The organism is Rhizobium sp. BR 362, from assembly GCF_036528765.1.
Taxonomy (GTDB): Bacteria; Pseudomonadota; Alphaproteobacteria; order Rhizobiales; family Rhizobiaceae; genus Rhizobium.
Map to the genome: position 1 here is coordinate 1 of NZ_JARWGH010000041.1, position 15,392 is coordinate 15,392.

General features: G+C 57.8%; 9 protein-coding genes and 1 pseudogene. 4 read left to right on the forward strand and 6 right to left on the reverse strand.

The annotated features are described in order from the left end of the window. Nucleotides 1–242: 242 nt before the first annotated feature. A pseudogene (locus tag QDY28_RS27340) lies at nucleotides 243–1,058 on the reverse strand (IS66 family transposase); the annotation flags it as partial. Nucleotides 1,059–1,338: 280 nt separating this feature from the next. Between QDY28_RS27340 and QDY28_RS27345 the strand changes: the two are divergent. Next, complete coding sequence (locus QDY28_RS27345) at nucleotides 1,339–2,439, forward strand: heparin lyase I family protein (RefSeq protein WP_331384432.1); 1,101 nt, start codon at nucleotides 1,339–1,341, stop codon at nucleotides 2,437–2,439. A 29-nt stretch (nucleotides 2,440–2,468) separates the two neighbouring features. On the opposite strand, the gene QDY28_RS27350 is transcribed toward QDY28_RS27345, so the two are convergent. After that, a complete protein-coding gene (locus tag QDY28_RS27350) occupies nucleotides 2,469–3,635 on the reverse strand; it encodes a M20 aminoacylase family protein (RefSeq protein ID WP_331384433.1) in 1,167 nt (388 codons plus the stop codon). Between the two features lie 341 nt (nucleotides 3,636–3,976). Here QDY28_RS27350 and QDY28_RS27355 point away from each other — a divergent pair, with 341 nt between their 5' ends. Together QDY28_RS27355 and QDY28_RS27360 are read left to right on the forward strand one after the other, a co-directional pair. Further along, nucleotides 3,977–5,239, forward strand: coding sequence for an adenylate/guanylate cyclase domain-containing protein (locus QDY28_RS27355; protein WP_331384434.1), 1,263 nt, complete (start codon nucleotides 3,977–3,979; stop codon nucleotides 5,237–5,239). A 242-nt stretch (nucleotides 5,240–5,481) separates the two neighbouring features. Beyond that, complete coding sequence (locus tag QDY28_RS27360; protein WP_331384435.1) at nucleotides 5,482–6,000, forward strand: DUF992 domain-containing protein; 519 nt, start codon at nucleotides 5,482–5,484, stop codon at nucleotides 5,998–6,000. Nucleotides 6,001–6,164: 164 nt separating this feature from the next. Here the strand turns inward: QDY28_RS27360 and QDY28_RS27365 are convergent, their stop codons facing one another. From QDY28_RS27365 to QDY28_RS27380, 4 genes are all read right to left on the reverse strand, one after another. Continuing rightward, on the reverse strand, nucleotides 6,165–9,350 hold the full coding sequence (locus tag QDY28_RS27365; protein ID WP_331384436.1) for an adenylate/guanylate cyclase domain-containing protein: 3,186 nt from the start codon (nucleotides 9,348–9,350) through the stop codon (nucleotides 6,165–6,167). A gap of 116 nt (nucleotides 9,351–9,466) precedes the next feature. Continuing rightward, nucleotides 9,467–11,569 (reverse strand): hypothetical protein, encoded by a 2,103-nt coding sequence (locus tag QDY28_RS27370; RefSeq protein WP_331384437.1) that lies wholly within the window; start codon nucleotides 11,567–11,569, stop codon nucleotides 9,467–9,469. A gap of 33 nt (nucleotides 11,570–11,602) precedes the next feature. After that, on the reverse strand, nucleotides 11,603–12,229 hold the full coding sequence (locus QDY28_RS27375) for a nuclear transport factor 2 family protein (RefSeq protein ID WP_331384438.1): 627 nt from the start codon (nucleotides 12,227–12,229) through the stop codon (nucleotides 11,603–11,605). A gap of 92 nt (nucleotides 12,230–12,321) precedes the next feature. Next, nucleotides 12,322–13,731: a hypothetical protein gene (locus QDY28_RS27380; protein WP_331384439.1), complete on the reverse strand. Its 1,410-nt coding sequence runs from the start codon at nucleotides 13,729–13,731 to the stop codon at nucleotides 12,322–12,324. 376 nt (nucleotides 13,732–14,107) lie between these two features. Here QDY28_RS27380 and pepT point away from each other — a divergent pair, with 376 nt between their 5' ends. After that, on the forward strand, nucleotides 14,108–15,340 hold the full coding sequence (pepT, locus tag QDY28_RS27385; RefSeq protein WP_331384440.1) for a peptidase T: 1,233 nt from the start codon (nucleotides 14,108–14,110) through the stop codon (nucleotides 15,338–15,340). Nucleotides 15,341–15,392: the final 52 nt, after the last annotated feature.

Below are 15,392 nucleotides of genomic sequence, written 5' to 3' on the forward strand. Positions count from 1 at the left end.
GTTCGGCAGCCTGGACAACGCTCAGACGCTGACCGCGGATCTTCCGGACGACTTCGAGGCGATGCAACTCTTTCTGCGACATGGTGATCAAACAGGACACGACAACTCCAACCGCTCATGGTCTCGACCAGGCTGAAGGTCGTCATCCTTGCTCCCAACGTTGGCATTGACCAGTGCGTCGAGAGGCGAGACTGTCGCATCTCTAACTGGCCCAACTGTCGCATTACTAAATAGCCCTTACAGATGTGTGTGGCGTAACCATTATTATGGGAATGCCGCGCGCCGGTGTCGTCAACCGTCACATAACCGGTGTCGTCAACCGTCACATAAGATGACGACACAAGACCGGCATGCAACACCGCCGCATCCTCGGCGGCAAAGCCATCCAGTTCCTTCGTCAAAAGCCGCACCACCTGACGTTTCGAGATATCGAGACCGATGTCGTTCAGCAAGGTTGTCAGCCGTCCAGTCGTTACCTGCCCTTGTGCATGGAGCATCAGGCAAAGCCGCCTGAGGTTGACGCCGTAACCACCGATGATCCCCTCCGGCAAGGGTGCGAGCACCGTCTTTCCATCCGGGGTCACCCAGCATTCGCGACGGTAATGAACAAGCTCCGCCCTCACCACCAGGTCGCGAACATAGACGCTTTTGTATCCCTTGAAGGGCGACCCGGCTGGAGCATCGACGCGCAGGACTTCCTGCCGGCTCACCTGCTTCACATCCATCTTTGGGCCACGCCGCTTTTTCTTCGATACCGAAATGTCGCGCGGCTTGATGTCGGTTGCCTTTTCCATGCCGGAGGAGCGAAACGGTGGCCGAGGTGGCAGGTTCTTCAGCCGGGCGATCTCGTCGCGCAGCAGCTGGTTCTCGACCTTCAGGCGCGTGTTCTCCAGCCGAAGGGCGGCGTTTTCTTCGCGCCGTTGGGCGGTCTCGGCCTCAAGCTTCTCAAGTCGGGCTTCCGCCTGCTGCGACCTATCCAGCAAACCCGTCACCAGACTGCGCAACGCATTCAGTGAAAGCGTGTCGGCATGCTCGGGGGAGGGGAGCCGTCTCTTCATGGCAGAATCGAATCATAATTTGCCCCAGCGAGAGAATCCCCCAGCTGACAATCAACTCTCAAAGCGCAGAGTTATGCACACTTCTATGCCCGCTCAGCAAAACGCTGCCACCGATTTTGCCCCACGTACGGAAAATGGCACTGTTTCAGAGCGAAAGGCTCGGGCCACGCGATACAGCGACAAGGCACAAGGTGTTCGACCTTTTCGCTAGATTTCAATTGGGAGAATTCTGTGTTTAAAGGTCTTTCCAAGCTGCAATGCGTGGCTTGGGGGAACGAAGATGTGGCGCTTGACGCCTGTTGCGGTGTTTCTTTGGCTTTTTGCCGCGATCATACCGGGCGCATCGGCAACCGAGCTTCTCTATAATGACTTCAGCTCGCCAGCGCTGGATCAGAGCCAATGGTGTTCCTGCCAGATCGACGACAAAAACACGCCGGTAACATTCTCTGCCGATTCTGCCGACAAGAAGGATTATATTGCTGGAATTACCGTCAACGAGTCCTCGCTCGGCGGCAAGAAATGCGAACCGGCCTGCAAAGCGCCGCAGGAGACCCTGACTGCACAACACAATTTGCTGGCCGACTTCAGCAGACCGGAATTTCTCGGAACGAACTTCTTTGCGAAAGCGAAGCCGACATGGGCGCCAGCGGCGGGTCAGCCCGATCCCTATTGTGACGAGGACGCCTGGAGGCGGGTTAAGGCAGCCCAGCAGGAGGGCGAGTGCATTCAGCGTGAAGAGCTTCGTCTGCAAAAGACGCTCTTTCGGAGGTCCGACGTACCGCTCGTCTATTCGTTCCGCTTCCGCATGCAAAAAGAGGTTTTGAATGATAAGGATTCCATTCGCTGGATAACGGCGCAATGGAAACAGGAGCCGATCAGCGGCAAGTACGGGCAGGAGTTTGCCAATTGGTCACCAAGCCCATTTCTCGCCCAGCGCTATGACGACGGCATCCTGCATGTCACGGTTCAGGACGACATGTGCAGGTGCTTGATCGCCTCCGCGCTCGCCAGGGGAAGCAATCTCGCCTGGACAAACGGAACGCCGCATTATTGCCAATCCATCCGGCCGGAGGACAGCAACGGCAAGGCTTGTACGCCGGATTTGAAGGTGGAGTATGGGCGCAATCCGATCCTGTCGACGCCGGCGGGGAAATGGGTCGAGATGCGCTATCGCGTGCAGGCCGGCCGTGACGGTAACGCATTCATCGAGATTCACCAGGATGGCAGGTTCATCGCCAGGGTAACCGGCAAGATCGGCTATGAACCTGATCCATTATCCTCGCCGATGACCAAGTTCAAGATCGGGCAGTACCGCGACTATATACCGTCCTCGGACACGTTGGAGCTGGACTGGATCAGGATCGAGGCCGCCGGGAATTGAGGCCTCCTTACGAAGGCCCCTCCGTTCAGCTATGACAATTGCTGCGCAACCAGCGCTGCCCAATAATCGATGCCGTAAGCGATCGCATTGTCATTGAAGTCATAGGCCGGATTATGCAGATCGGCGCTGTCGCCATTGCCGAGCCAGATGAGCGCCCCGGGCCGCTTTTCAAGCATGTAGGAGAAATCCTCCGAGCCCATCGTCATCGGCCAGTTGCCGTTGACGCGCTCGGCGCCCACCACGCTGCTGGCGGCGGCGATCGCAACCGAGGTCTTCTCGGCATTGTTGACGGTCACGGGATATCCCGGGCGCCAATCGATTTCGGCCTGCGCGTCATAGAGCTTTGCCGTTCCCGTTACCACATCGTGAAACCGTTGTTCGACGGCTCGGCGCGTCTCCGGCAGCATCGTGCGGACGGTGCCGCCGATTTCGACTGCGGGCGGAATGACGTTCAGCGCTTTACGGTCGCCGCCGCTGACGAAGGTGACGGAAACCACGACAGGATCGAACGGATCGGTAAAGCGCGACGCGATCGACTGCAGCGCGACGATGACATGTGAAGCGACGAGCACGGGGTCGCGGGCAAGATGCGGCGAAGCTGCATGGCCGCCTCGTCCGTTGATGGTGATGACAAAGCGATCGCCGGCGGCCATCATCGGGCCGCTTCGGATGGCGAACGAGCCGATCGCGAGCCCCGGCTGATTGTGCATGCCATAGACTTCATCGATGCCGAAACGATCGAGCAGCCCCTCCTCCAGCATAACACGCCCGCCACCGCCGCCCTCTTCTGCCGGTTGGAAGATCAGAACGATCTTGCCCGCGAAATTGCGATCGGCGGCAAAGCGCTTGGCAGCGCCGAGGAGAATGGCGGTGTGGCCGTCATGTCCGCAGGCATGCATCATGTTCGGTATCTTCGACGCGTAGGGAAGGTTCGTCTGTTCGGACATCGGCAGCGCATCCATGTCGCAGCGAAGCGCGATCGTCTTGCCATTGCCTTTGCTGCCCGAGATCACCGCCACGACCCCGGACTTTGCGATTCCGGTCACCACCTCGTCGCAGCCGAACGCCCTCAACTTTTCCGCTACCATTGCCGATGTGCGTGGCAGATCGAATAAGAGTTCCGGATACTGGTGTATCTCGCGGCGCCAGGTCTTGGCCTCATCCGCAATGGTGCGCGATGCTTCGGACGGGTTCATGAACGGTCTCCTTCAGAAGAGTCTTACACTGGCGCTCAAATCGCCGCGATGCCGGCGGAGCGGATCTTTATCAGAGATAGCGATGAGCAGCATACGAGTATAGTCACCTTTCGAGCCGATGGCCCATAAGCGCAAACAGAGTTGCTCTGTGCATTAGCACGGATGAGCACGTCAATGTCTGCCTCGGGCCGCACGAGGGCGGAGTGGGTTCGCGCGCCGGTTTATAAAATCGCGGGCGGGAGCCGATTGCCGTTCCAGGCCAAGTACAATCGGCGTATATTCGCGCTTCGGCGTCGATCGTTGCGCGACGACTAAGACCAGCTATTCGTGAGGTATCGATAATGCAATTTTCACCGGAAGCGGCCACGGGCTCGTCTGTCGAGAGCCTTGGTATATGGCCGACAAGGCGGAGTGAGATCCTCGATTGGCTGATGCACGATACGCGCAACGAACGCTTCATCGACAATATTCTCGTGGACCTGTGCGTGAGACTGCGGGCGGCCGGCATCCCTGTCGGAAGGGCGACAATGCATTTCAGAACGCTTCATCCACAGTGGCTTGGTGCACGGATCCTCTGGCGCACGGGATTGGAGGAAGCAAGCATCAGCACCTTTAGCTACGGCGTCGAGACGACGCCGCAGTTTCTGGCAAGCCCGATCAACGAGATATTCAACGGAGCTGCCGAGGTCCGTCAGAATCTCGAAAAGCTGGATACGGCTGATCGGCCAGCCTATTCGGTCTACGAGGAAATGCATGCCGAAGGATTGACGGATTATATTGCCTGGCCGATCTACCACACGCTCGGCAAGCGCCACATCGTCACCTTTGCCGCCGACATACCGGGCGGTTTCACCGAAGAGCATGTCAGTTTCCTGAAGGACCTGCTTCCGGCCCTGACGCTGGTGAGCGAGATCAGGCTCAAAAACATTCTGGCCCGGACGCTTCTGCGCACCTATGTAGGGCCGCACGCCAGCGAGCAGATCCTTGCCGGTGCCACGACGCGCGGCAGCGGCACGACTGTCGGCGCGGCCATACTCATCTGTGATCTGCGCGACTTCACGACGATTTCGGACATGTGGCCACGCGACGACGTCATTGATCTTCTGAACGGCTATTTCGACGCGATGTCGGAGCCGATCGAGAAACATGGCGGCGAGATCCTCAAATTTATGGGTGATGGAATGCTGGCGATTTTTCCGCTGAGCAATCCCATGGCATGCGCCAACCTTCTCCAGGCGATCAGCGAAGCGGAGGCTGCGGTCGGCGCTTTAAATGAGGAAAATAGTCGGCATGGCCGAGAGGTGCTGCGCTACGGCGTCGGCGTGCATGTCGGCGATGTGATGTACGGCAATATCGGTTCTCGGACCCGCCTCGATTTCACCGTCATCGGGCCGGCCGTCAATGTCGCATCCCGGCTGGAGACCCTGACCAAGGAGGTCAAACGCCCGGTGTTGTTGTCCAAAGCCTTCGTCGAGATGGCAGGGTGTGAGATCGAAATGGAAAGCCTCGGTGCCTTCCCCCTCAAGGGCCTTGGCGAACCGGTCGATGTCTTCGCTTTTGCGACGAATGGAAATAGCGTGGCACGCCATAAAGCCCTGCCGTAATCCCTGCGGCGCCACGCACTCCATCCGATTGTCCACCTTCAGGTGTGATAACGCTGATCGCAAAACGTGAAGCGGCTGGGGCTTTCGTCTTTTGCGTAATCGCTTATATTATGAATGGGATAACTAGGTCAGCCGCCTCAATTTTGTGGGATCGTTCTGCGAAGACGGACGTTAGTTAGAGCCGACTCAACGGCTTGACGAGCGGGTGCCCTGCACCCTGAATACTCTGACAGGAGAGAAAGATGAAAAAATTACTCGCGACGGCATTTTCAGCAGCATCATTGATCGTCATGGGTGCGGCGGCGACGCACGCGGCCGACCTGCAGACCACCTACCAGGAGCCGGACCAGCGCAACGGCGTGAAGATCGGCTATCTTACATGTGACGTCGGCGGCGGTGTCGGCTATGTGCTCGGATCAGCCAAGGAAGCCGATTGTGTGTTTCGCTCAACCGTTGGAAGAGAGCGCATAGATCACTATAGCGGCGCGATCAGAAAATTGGGCGTCGATCTCGGTTTCACCACCCGCAGCCGTCTTGTCTGGCTCGTCTTTGCTCCGACAGCCGGCTATCATCATGGTGCGCTGAGCGGCCTTTATACGGGCGTAACCGCCGAGGCGACCGTCGGTGCGGGCGTTGGCGCCAACGTCCTTCTCGGCGGCACCTCCGGCTCCGTTCATCTTCAGTTGATCAGCGTGACCGGCCAACTCGGGCTCAATGTCGCCGCTACCGGTACATCGGTGACGCTGACCACGATAGATTAAGCATACTTCTATCGCCATTTACGGCAGGGCGTACCTTGCTCTGAAGGAAGGTACGCCCGGAACACAACAAGAGATGAAATAACGGCCGCGGCCGTTCTCGAACCGTGGTCATCGCACGGCAAGCGATGGATATCCGCACGTTTGAGCGCTGATAGGCTGACGGTTCAAGCGCCCGGTTTGTGCGCTTTCAGTCCCTCGATCCGATTGAGGCTTTCTGCCACTTTCATTTCCCACTTTCGCGCTTGCTGCCTGCGGGCGAATTCGAGGGCGCTGTACAAACAACGCTCTGCCTCTCCATCCCCGGAATCCAAGCGCGACAATGCTTCGCCCTTCAAACGCAGCAACTCAGCCGTGAAATAGTTTTCGCCGGTGCTGGCAACCAGTTCCAATGCCTGGTTCAGGGTTGCGAGACAGGCATCGAAATTACCCGATTGCAGATAGCAGTCGCCGAGAAGACCGAGGTAACAGGATTTGTCGATCTCCTGCTCGCCGAGATTGTCGCAGGTGTGACGCATCTTTTCGAGGCCGGACGGATCATTATCCACCCGGACCATCAGCCAGCCGTGGAAAAAGGAGGCCATGTTCTGCCACATGCGAAAGCCGTTTTCCTCTGCGAGGACGGATAGTTCGTCGATCATGCTGCGCAGCGGCCCGGTATCGTCGCGAAACGCATGGAGAATACAGCCGTCGCCGAGACAGGCCGCAAGCCTGTAGGCGGAATGCCGGCGCGCATCGGCTTCGGCTTCCCGGTACAATTCAATGGCGGGTTGATCCAGGCCGATCAATTGTAAAGTCCACGCAAGATACAACATCGCCATACTCGGAAAATCGCTGCCGATCTCATCGGCATGCCCGATGTGGCGAAGGGCTGCCTCGAGATATCCGCGGGCTTGCGTGAAATGGCCCTGTGCAAAGAGGCTCATGCCTTTGAACTGCATTCCGAGGACGGCCGCTCTGAGACTGCCGCGATTTCTGCCGATGTCGATGAGCTGGTCGCTGGCCCAGAGTGCGTCTGCAAAGCGGGCGGAGTTGAAGGCGGTTCCAAAGATGCCGTCAAGCGCGCGGATCGGCGCTTCCGAATCCTTCAGTTTTTCGCTGAGCCGCAAGACGTTGCGGTAGGCGGCACTGCCTCCCGCGGTGACATAGCCGAATGTAGCATAGAGCACGTCACCGCGCTCTAGTTCCAGACGAAGCTCCTTCCTGTCGCGCTCGGGCGACTCCGGCAATTTGGCCAGGCATTCCAAGCCGTTCGCAAACATGTTCGCCGCCTCGACCTTCGCCCATGTCTTGCCGACGTTGAGCCCCGCGGCAAGCCAGCAGTCGGCGGCCCGCTCGAACAGCTCCGCTTCGGCGAAATGCTGCGCCAGGATTTCCGGATGTTCAGCCGCAAGCTTCGGGCGGATCTGCTCGATTGCTTCGGCGACCTGGCCATGGAGCTCACGGCATCGTTCCCGCAGCAGCGTATTCCTTGCCGATTCCTGCAGGAGCGCATGCGCAAAAGCATAGTTGTGACCGCCGGCTGACGGCTGCGGGACGACCAAGCCCGATTCGACGAGCCTCCCAAGCGTAGTATCGAGAAGGGGGGGCGCGATACCGCAGAGATGAGCGACAAGTTTCGCATCAAATTCGCGTCCCACCACAGCGGCAATCTGGGCGACGGCCTTTGCCGGGCCGATCTTGTCAAGGCGCGATAGCAATGACGATTGCAGCGAACTCGGCACGGAAAGCGGGGATTTCCGCCGGTCCGGCGGTTCCGCGTCGGTCGAAGATGCGGTTTCCAACACTGCACGGGCAAGCTCCTCGACAAAGAGCGGAACGCCCTCCGCCTTGGCCAAAAGCGACAGGCTCGTCTCGTCGGATAGGTTGTTGCCTTCGTCGACATTGCGAACGAGCATCGCGGCATCGTCGTTGCTCAGCCGTTCCAAGCCGATCTTCCACAAAGTCTCCGGTTCAGCACTATTGCCCAGCGATCGCTCGCGGGAGGTAATCAAGATCAGCATCGGAAACGAGACGGCTTCTCCAACGAGCTTTGCAACGACCTCGCGCGATGAAGGATCGATCCAGTGGACGTCTTCGATCGACAGCAGAACGGGACTGATCCGAGAAATATGATGGAGCCAGTCGATGAGGATCCGGTGCGAAACGTCGCGCTGGCGCACGGCGGTCAAATCAGAGGCCGGGGCGCGCGCCTGTTCAATGGACAGCAGCTCGGCGAAAATAGGCAATGAGCTGGTGATCGGAACCTCGCTGAGTGCGAGGACGGCCTCGAGTTTATTTAGCGAGACATCAGGCGCATCGTCGGCATCGATGCCTGCATACCGCTTGAGCAGGCCGAGAAACGGAAAAAGCGCGGTGTTCGAATAGGCTCTGGAACATTGAAGCGTCAGTACTGTGCAGTGCGGGATTTGCCGCTGAACCTCGAAGACCAGGCGTGACTTGCCAATTCCCGGCTCGCCGGAGATCAGGAGCGCTTGGCCACGGTTTTCGGAAATCACATCGCGCCAGAGCCCAAGGACATGTGTCATTTCCTCGCGGCGGTCGACAAGTTCGGTCAACCGCGTTTTCTTTGCAAAGCGGTTTTCCAGAATTTTGGCCTTTTCGGCGCGCCAGATTTGCACCGGCGACGAAAACCCTTTGAGGGACTGTAGCCCTAGGTCAGTAAATTCGAAGGCGCCGGCCGTGATCTCATACGTTTTTTGATCCGCCAGTATCGCCTGCGGCTCGGCCAGCGTTTGCAGCCTCTGAGCCAAGTTTGGGATTGAGCCGAGAGCGACGGTCGAAACCCCGGCAGGCGCTCCGACGAAATCTCCGACTACCACCAATCCGCTCGCTATGCCGATCCGGACGCGCAGTGGCGGCCCCAGCGGCACTTTGATCTGGGGGACGATGCGCAGGATGTCGAACGCAAGCCGCAACGCACGTTCGCCGTCATCCTCTTCGGCAATCGGATATCCGAACAGGGCCTGGAAAGCGTCACCAATGTAGTTTGCAGCGATGCCATTGTGGCTTTTTACCGCCCGCGTGCAGGCTGCGAGGTATGTCTGGGTGAGCCGGGTGAAGTCTTCCGGATCAAGCTGGGTCGCATATTCGGTCGAGCCAACGAGGTCACAGAACAATATCGTCAACTGCCGGCGTTCGATCGCCGGCGAGGGCAGCACGTCGTCGGGTTCGCTGTTCAAGAGTTTGATGCCCGCCAGGATCTTCCGGCGCGGACCGAGAGGAATCCGCATGTCCTGCAGATCCTCTTCGGAGAGAAGGCGGAGGCTGTCGAAATCTATTTGGTTCTTGGCGAATATGTCGACGAGGTGATCGAGCCGCAGTTCGCTCAGCCATTTTTGTACATCGTCCATTGGATCCCCCAGTGAAACGGTGCATGCCTTTGGCACTTGTCTTTCGGTATCCCTCCCCGAGAAGCTTAGCATCTTTGGCAATCATTGCATAAGCAATTCAAAATATAAAAGAACCCCTAGTCACACCGAATGTCGGCATAAAGCAGATTGCTCTCCTCGGCATATTTGACGCCGCTTTGATCGAAACAGAATCTCTTGGGAAGAATCCGGGCCAGATAGCGGCGATTGCATTGCGCCGGCAGATCCAGCCTGAACTCTCGCGGGGTTGCGGAAGGCGCCGGTTCGGTAAATTTCGCATGCCCAAAATAGGCAATGTTGCGGATCAGCATTGCTCCGTGGGATTTACCGATCTCCTCGGCCAGGTTGATGAAATCCGCGCCTTCGGCTTCGGCCATGGTCGGATAGTCGGCCTCTCCCGGCGGCTCGGCGGATGAAGGGATTGTCATCGACTTCAGCGCGACATCGAAGCGCACGTCATCTCTCTCCGGCACGCCACCCAGATTGTTCAGATAGTTCCAGCTCAATCGAAGCCTGCGGTCGCCGTCCTGTTCTCCCGATGGAAGAGAAAGTTGTATAGCCGCAAAATTCGTGGGCTTGGTGTCATTGCCTTGCGATCCCCTGCCCGGCGCGGGGCATTCCGTGTAAAGCGGCCGATAACCGCATTCGGCTCCTCCGGCATCCCAGAGGCAATTGCTGAGTTTATGCCAATCATCGGGACTGATTTCCGGCATCGACGCCTGCAGGTCATTGCCGTCGACGGGGACCATCCACGGGTGGATCTTTCCCTGTCCGGACTGGCGCGCCCACGCCGTCCTATGGCTATCGATCTGATGCAGTTTCATTTGTTCTGCCCGCAACTGCAGAAGCTGAGCCCAACGCGGCCGCGAAATCCACGGTTCCTGCGCAACGGCATCCGAGGCGAAGCGCTGACCAGTAATTTGCGTCGTCAGCGTGTGGCATGTGGTGCAGGTGCCGCCGGGATCGACGACGGTTTTTGCGCGCCGGATTGCTGCAGCGTGTGTGCTGGTGTAGCCCGAGCCGATGATGCGGAAAGGCGAATTATCGCTGCGCGACGTTTTAGGCAGATAGTCACCTAGGCTAAGTGCCGGGTCTCTGCCCTTGCCGGTGTCCGATGAAAATCCAACTCTTGCCATGCCGATATGCGGATCGACGATATAAGCATGCTTGTTGTCGTGACAAGCCGAACATGCGATCTGAAATGTTGGATCATATAGCGCCTCGGCTGCGGCACGCCCCTGTCGATCGGAATAGGAATGCCCGCCGGGCGGCACGAAAGTCTGCGTCCAGTCGAAGTCCTTTCGCTTCTTCGTGCCATCGAAAAACACGATTTCTCCGGTTTTTCTGTTAAATCCGATAATGCCCAGGCGGGAGAATTTCGGGTTCGATCTCTGCCAATAGCCTTCGGGCTCGATTTCGAGGCTCGATGTGGATTTGCGGCAGAAGGAGAGCCATTCGACATTGCCTCTGACGATACGGCTCATCCGCGAGTTCATGCCGCAATAGGTGACGCTGCCGGCAAGCGAAGGCTTGTCGCACCGAGAGATCGTATCGGTCCATTTGACGACAGCACCGGCGGCATCGCGATGCTCGAATTCCAGCGGATTTCCAGGCTTCGCCGGATTGGGCTTCAGGTCCACGACATTCCCATCGATCTGCAGGGGGATGGTTTGCGCGGCACCGTCTGTGCAATCGCCGTCGGGAATGGGGCCGAAAACAGCGCGCGCCTCGTCACCGAACCGCGTAACCACATCGCTGGTTTGAGACGCAGGTGCCCATAGGAAATCGCCGTTCCAGCGCTCGACCGCGTCGGCGAATTTGTGTTCCTCAGCCTCTTGGCTATCATCGCCGATCAGATGAAGAGCAGCAGTTGCACCGGTAGGCGCGGCCGGTGCCAATTGTCCGCAGAGCTGAAAAACATGCAGTTCGCGCACGTAGAGCCGATTGTCCTGATCGTCCGGCAGCGCTTCCGCGATGGGTTCCTGCGGAGGGGTGGGGGAGATGCAACCGGTCAATCGGTCGCAACGCTCGTTCTCACCACAGCGGGAAGTGCCGACCCTGAGGACTGCAGCCGCCGCCATCTGTGCGGCACGGCGGTAAATGGTGGCAATTTCCGTCTGGTCTCCCGCGGGCCAGCCCGACCCGAGCGGCAAACTCACTACAGACACGATCAGGATCGATCTCAGACCAATATGCCGCAAAATCATCTCCTCGGCATGTGGGGAAGCTCACCGCTATCGCGCTCTGAAACTGATCTTTGGCCCATCCGTGATGAGGATAATGCTTGAGAACTTCCAGCCGCTGCCGTCCTTCTTGAAAACGGTATGGAGAGCTCCCGTATAATCGACCACCGGTGTTTCGATTCCGCCGAACTGGATGGTAACGACGACCGTCGTTTTACCTTGCACCGTGTTCGCATCGACCGCATTCAGAAGCGTATTGCTCTCGATATGTCGGGTCATGCTCCGGTTTCTATCCAATTCGTTCCCAAGATCTTCGAGATATTGCTCAAGCTGCAGCTTGTTTGTCTTCAACAGGACCTGTTTTTCGATGGAGTTGCAAAGTTCATAGGTGACGTCGTCGCGCAGCATCTCGTCGACGCCGACTAGCGAGCCCTCGTCCAGAGCCCAATTATACCGATGGATGAGATCCATGATGAGTTGCCGATCGGCCGCGGGCGGATTGGTGACCGACAGCAGATAATCGGTGCCTTGGTAAGTACAATCGGGCATGTTGGCTGCCGGATCGGACGGATCCGATTGGGCGGTCGCCGGCTCGGTTGAGGCCATGATCAAGGCTAGGCCAATCGCCAGTTTCGTCCGCAGAGTGCGGCGTGCAAAGTCTCCCCTTACGGCTGCCATCCCATCCTCCCCACCATGATGGATCCCGGCAGACACCCGCCGAGACAAGCTGCTGCACGTCACAAATTCCTTCTTTCAACTGTATTTTCCGGCTAATGAAACAGTCGCCGCTGCAATTTCAGGCCGCCATCTGTGCGGATCAGTTCGTGCGTCTTGCTTCGGCGTCTGCCATAGGGCTTGAAGCCCCTGGCGCCATAGTCGTTGTAATCGACCTGCCCCGTGAGAAATAACTCGTCGACAAAAGCTTCGGTGGCCGTCGCCAGGCTTGCCGGCTCAAGCGACTTGCCGTCTCTCCCCGCGCTGCGCGCCACAAAACCCTGCCGCGAAGAGATCATCTCGACATAGAGATCCTCGGCAAGGCCATAACGCAAAGCAGGAAGAACCATCGTAAGCGATTCAGCAAATCGGCTATCATCCGCCATCTCCTCAAATTCCTCTTGAAGAGCGTCCGGTGATGACTGAATGGTTACGGCCGTTTCCATCGACAAAATGGAATGGCTAACGAATGCGCTCAGGAATATTCCAATATAATCCTGATTTTTCTGAGCGCTTTCAAGTGCGATGGCGGTGGCAACCTCCGCAAAATAACCCGAAACTTGATCTGCCTTCGTCGCGGCGCCGGCCAAGATGTCTCTCATATCCAGAGTAACGGCGAGCAGCTCGTTTGGCGTTGGCGCATTAGGATCGACGGCAGAGAGGGTCAACATGTCCGCCAGTGCTTCGAACAGCGCGCCGGTGAATACCCGCGAAAAAGAATGCGGATTGGACGAGAGACTTGTCGTTAGAGCGCTGGAAGGAAGGCTCGACGGGTCGCAATAGCTGAAAAAGCTCGACGCATTGCGAAGACAGTTGGGGTCAGCGTCTTTCGGATAAAGAGCGTGCACGGCAGTCCCGAACTGCTGTCCGATCCGCGAAAGTCTGGAGTCGCAGGAAAGGTTGCCATATGTCTCCACCAATATGGCCTGACGTAATGACGGCAACTGCAGCGCACATAATATGGCGCTCATATCGCCGAAGGTTTCATGAAAGGACGCGACCTCTTGAAGGTGCGCTGTCCACAGACTTGGCTTGATCGCATCCAGGATGGCATGCCCCAATTCGTGGCAGACCACATCCGGGCTCGCGCAGGAATAGACTCTTCCGCAAGCTGAAGGTCCGTGATAGAAGTTCAGTGCATCGCGGTCGTAGTCGGCTTCCAGATCTTCCCATCGATCAAGATGCACTTCGAGAATTTCGCCCCTTTGCCACCATTTCGGTTGCGGCACTATCGGTGCCCAGAAATTAGCGCCACGTTTCAGCGCTTCTGCGGCCGTCCAGTATCGAAATGCGGCGGAATTGATGTCATTGCTGACAGGCGGCACGGCCCCTGGAAATAAAAACTTCAAAGGCGCCAGTGTGACGTCCGGTTTCGGGGCTATGGTGAATACCCCGCTTGCTGGGTCGTCCTCCCATATGGTGAGGTCCGTGATAACGGGTGGGTTGTTCAACGGCGCGACACTCATGATCTGCTCCTGTTCAATCTCGACTTCCGGTAGAGTATGTTCAGGTGTGAATTGAGGATTCATATGCCATCGATCGCGGACAACGCGCGCCGCCTGGGCGGCCTTTTCGGCATGGGTGTAAACACCCTCTAGGTGGTGCGAATTTTAAATGCTATCTGAGGTTATCTCAATCGGTCAAACGGGCTAGAATCCCTAATTACTTCGATTGAGACATGTGTTGGTGATTCCGGCGGTAGTAAGGGCATTACTTGCCCGATCACAAGGACGGTTTGTTCCAACGACAAAACACCTCGGCAAAACAAAAATGCATTCACGACCCCACCGACGAGGGCTATAGCTCAGTTATCGCTGATAGACAGATAGTGGATCCGAGCTCATGACCGATACCGTTACCGATCGCTTCCTTCGCTACGTCGTTGTCGACACACAATCGGATCCCAAGTCGCCGACGCAGCCTTCCACGGAAAAGCAAAAGAACCTTGGGCGTATCCTGGTCGAGGAATTGCTGGCGATTGGTATCTCGGATGCGCATCTCAATGAGCACGGCTACGTCTACGCAACCATCCCCTCCAATGTCGATAAGCCGGTCCCGGTCATCTGCTTCTGTTCGCATATGGATACGGCGCCCGATTTCACCGGAACGAACGTCAAGCCGCAAATCCTGCGGAACTACGGCGGCGGCGACATTCAGCTCTCAGGCGATCCGCAGCAGATCATTCGCGTCAGCGACAATCCGGTCCTGCGCGACCAGATCGGCAACGACATCATCACGTCAGATGGTACGACGCTGCTTGGTGCGGACGACAAGGCAGGTCTCGCGGAAATCATGACCGCGGCGCAGTTTTTGGTCGACAATCCTGAGATCAAACATGGAACGATCAAGCTCCTGTTCACGACCGATGAGGAAATCGGACGCGGAGTCGACAAGGTCGATCTGACGAAGCTCGGCGCCGAGTTCGCCTACACCGTCGATGGCGAAACGGCTGGTCATATCGAGGATGAAACCTTTTCTGCCGACGGCGTCGAAATCATTATCCAAGGCGTCGCGATCCATCCGGGTTTTGCCAAGGGCAAGATGGAGAACGCCATCAAGATCGCCGGCGACATCATCAGCCGACTGCCGAAGGACTTGGCGCCGGAGACGACGGATGGCAGGGATGGTTTTATTCACCCGACGGGCGTGACCGGTTCGATGGAAAAGGCGGCGCTCAGCTTCATCGTCCGCGACTTCGACGATGACGGTCTCGCCAGCAAGGAGGCCGTGCTTGAGGCGATCGTAAAGAAGGTGATGGCTGATTATCCCGGCTCAACCTATTCCTTCAAGGTCAAGCAGCAGTACCGCAACATGAAGACCATTCTCGACCGCCATCCTGAAATCGCCGATAACGCCATCGAGGCCGTTCGCCGCGCCGGCATGACGCCTGTGCGTGGCAGCATCCGCGGCGGCACCGACGGTTCGCGGCTGTCGTTCATGGGCCTGCCCTGCGCCAACATCTTCGCGGGCGGCCATGCGTTTCACTCGCCGCTCGAATGGGTCAGCCGGCAGGATATGGAGAAGGCCGTCAAGACGCTTGTCGAACTGGCAAAAATCTGGGCGGAGCGTTCCTGAACGCCCGGTGGATGCAATGGTCGCGTCCAGCTCGGCCTCGTCACGCGTCGTC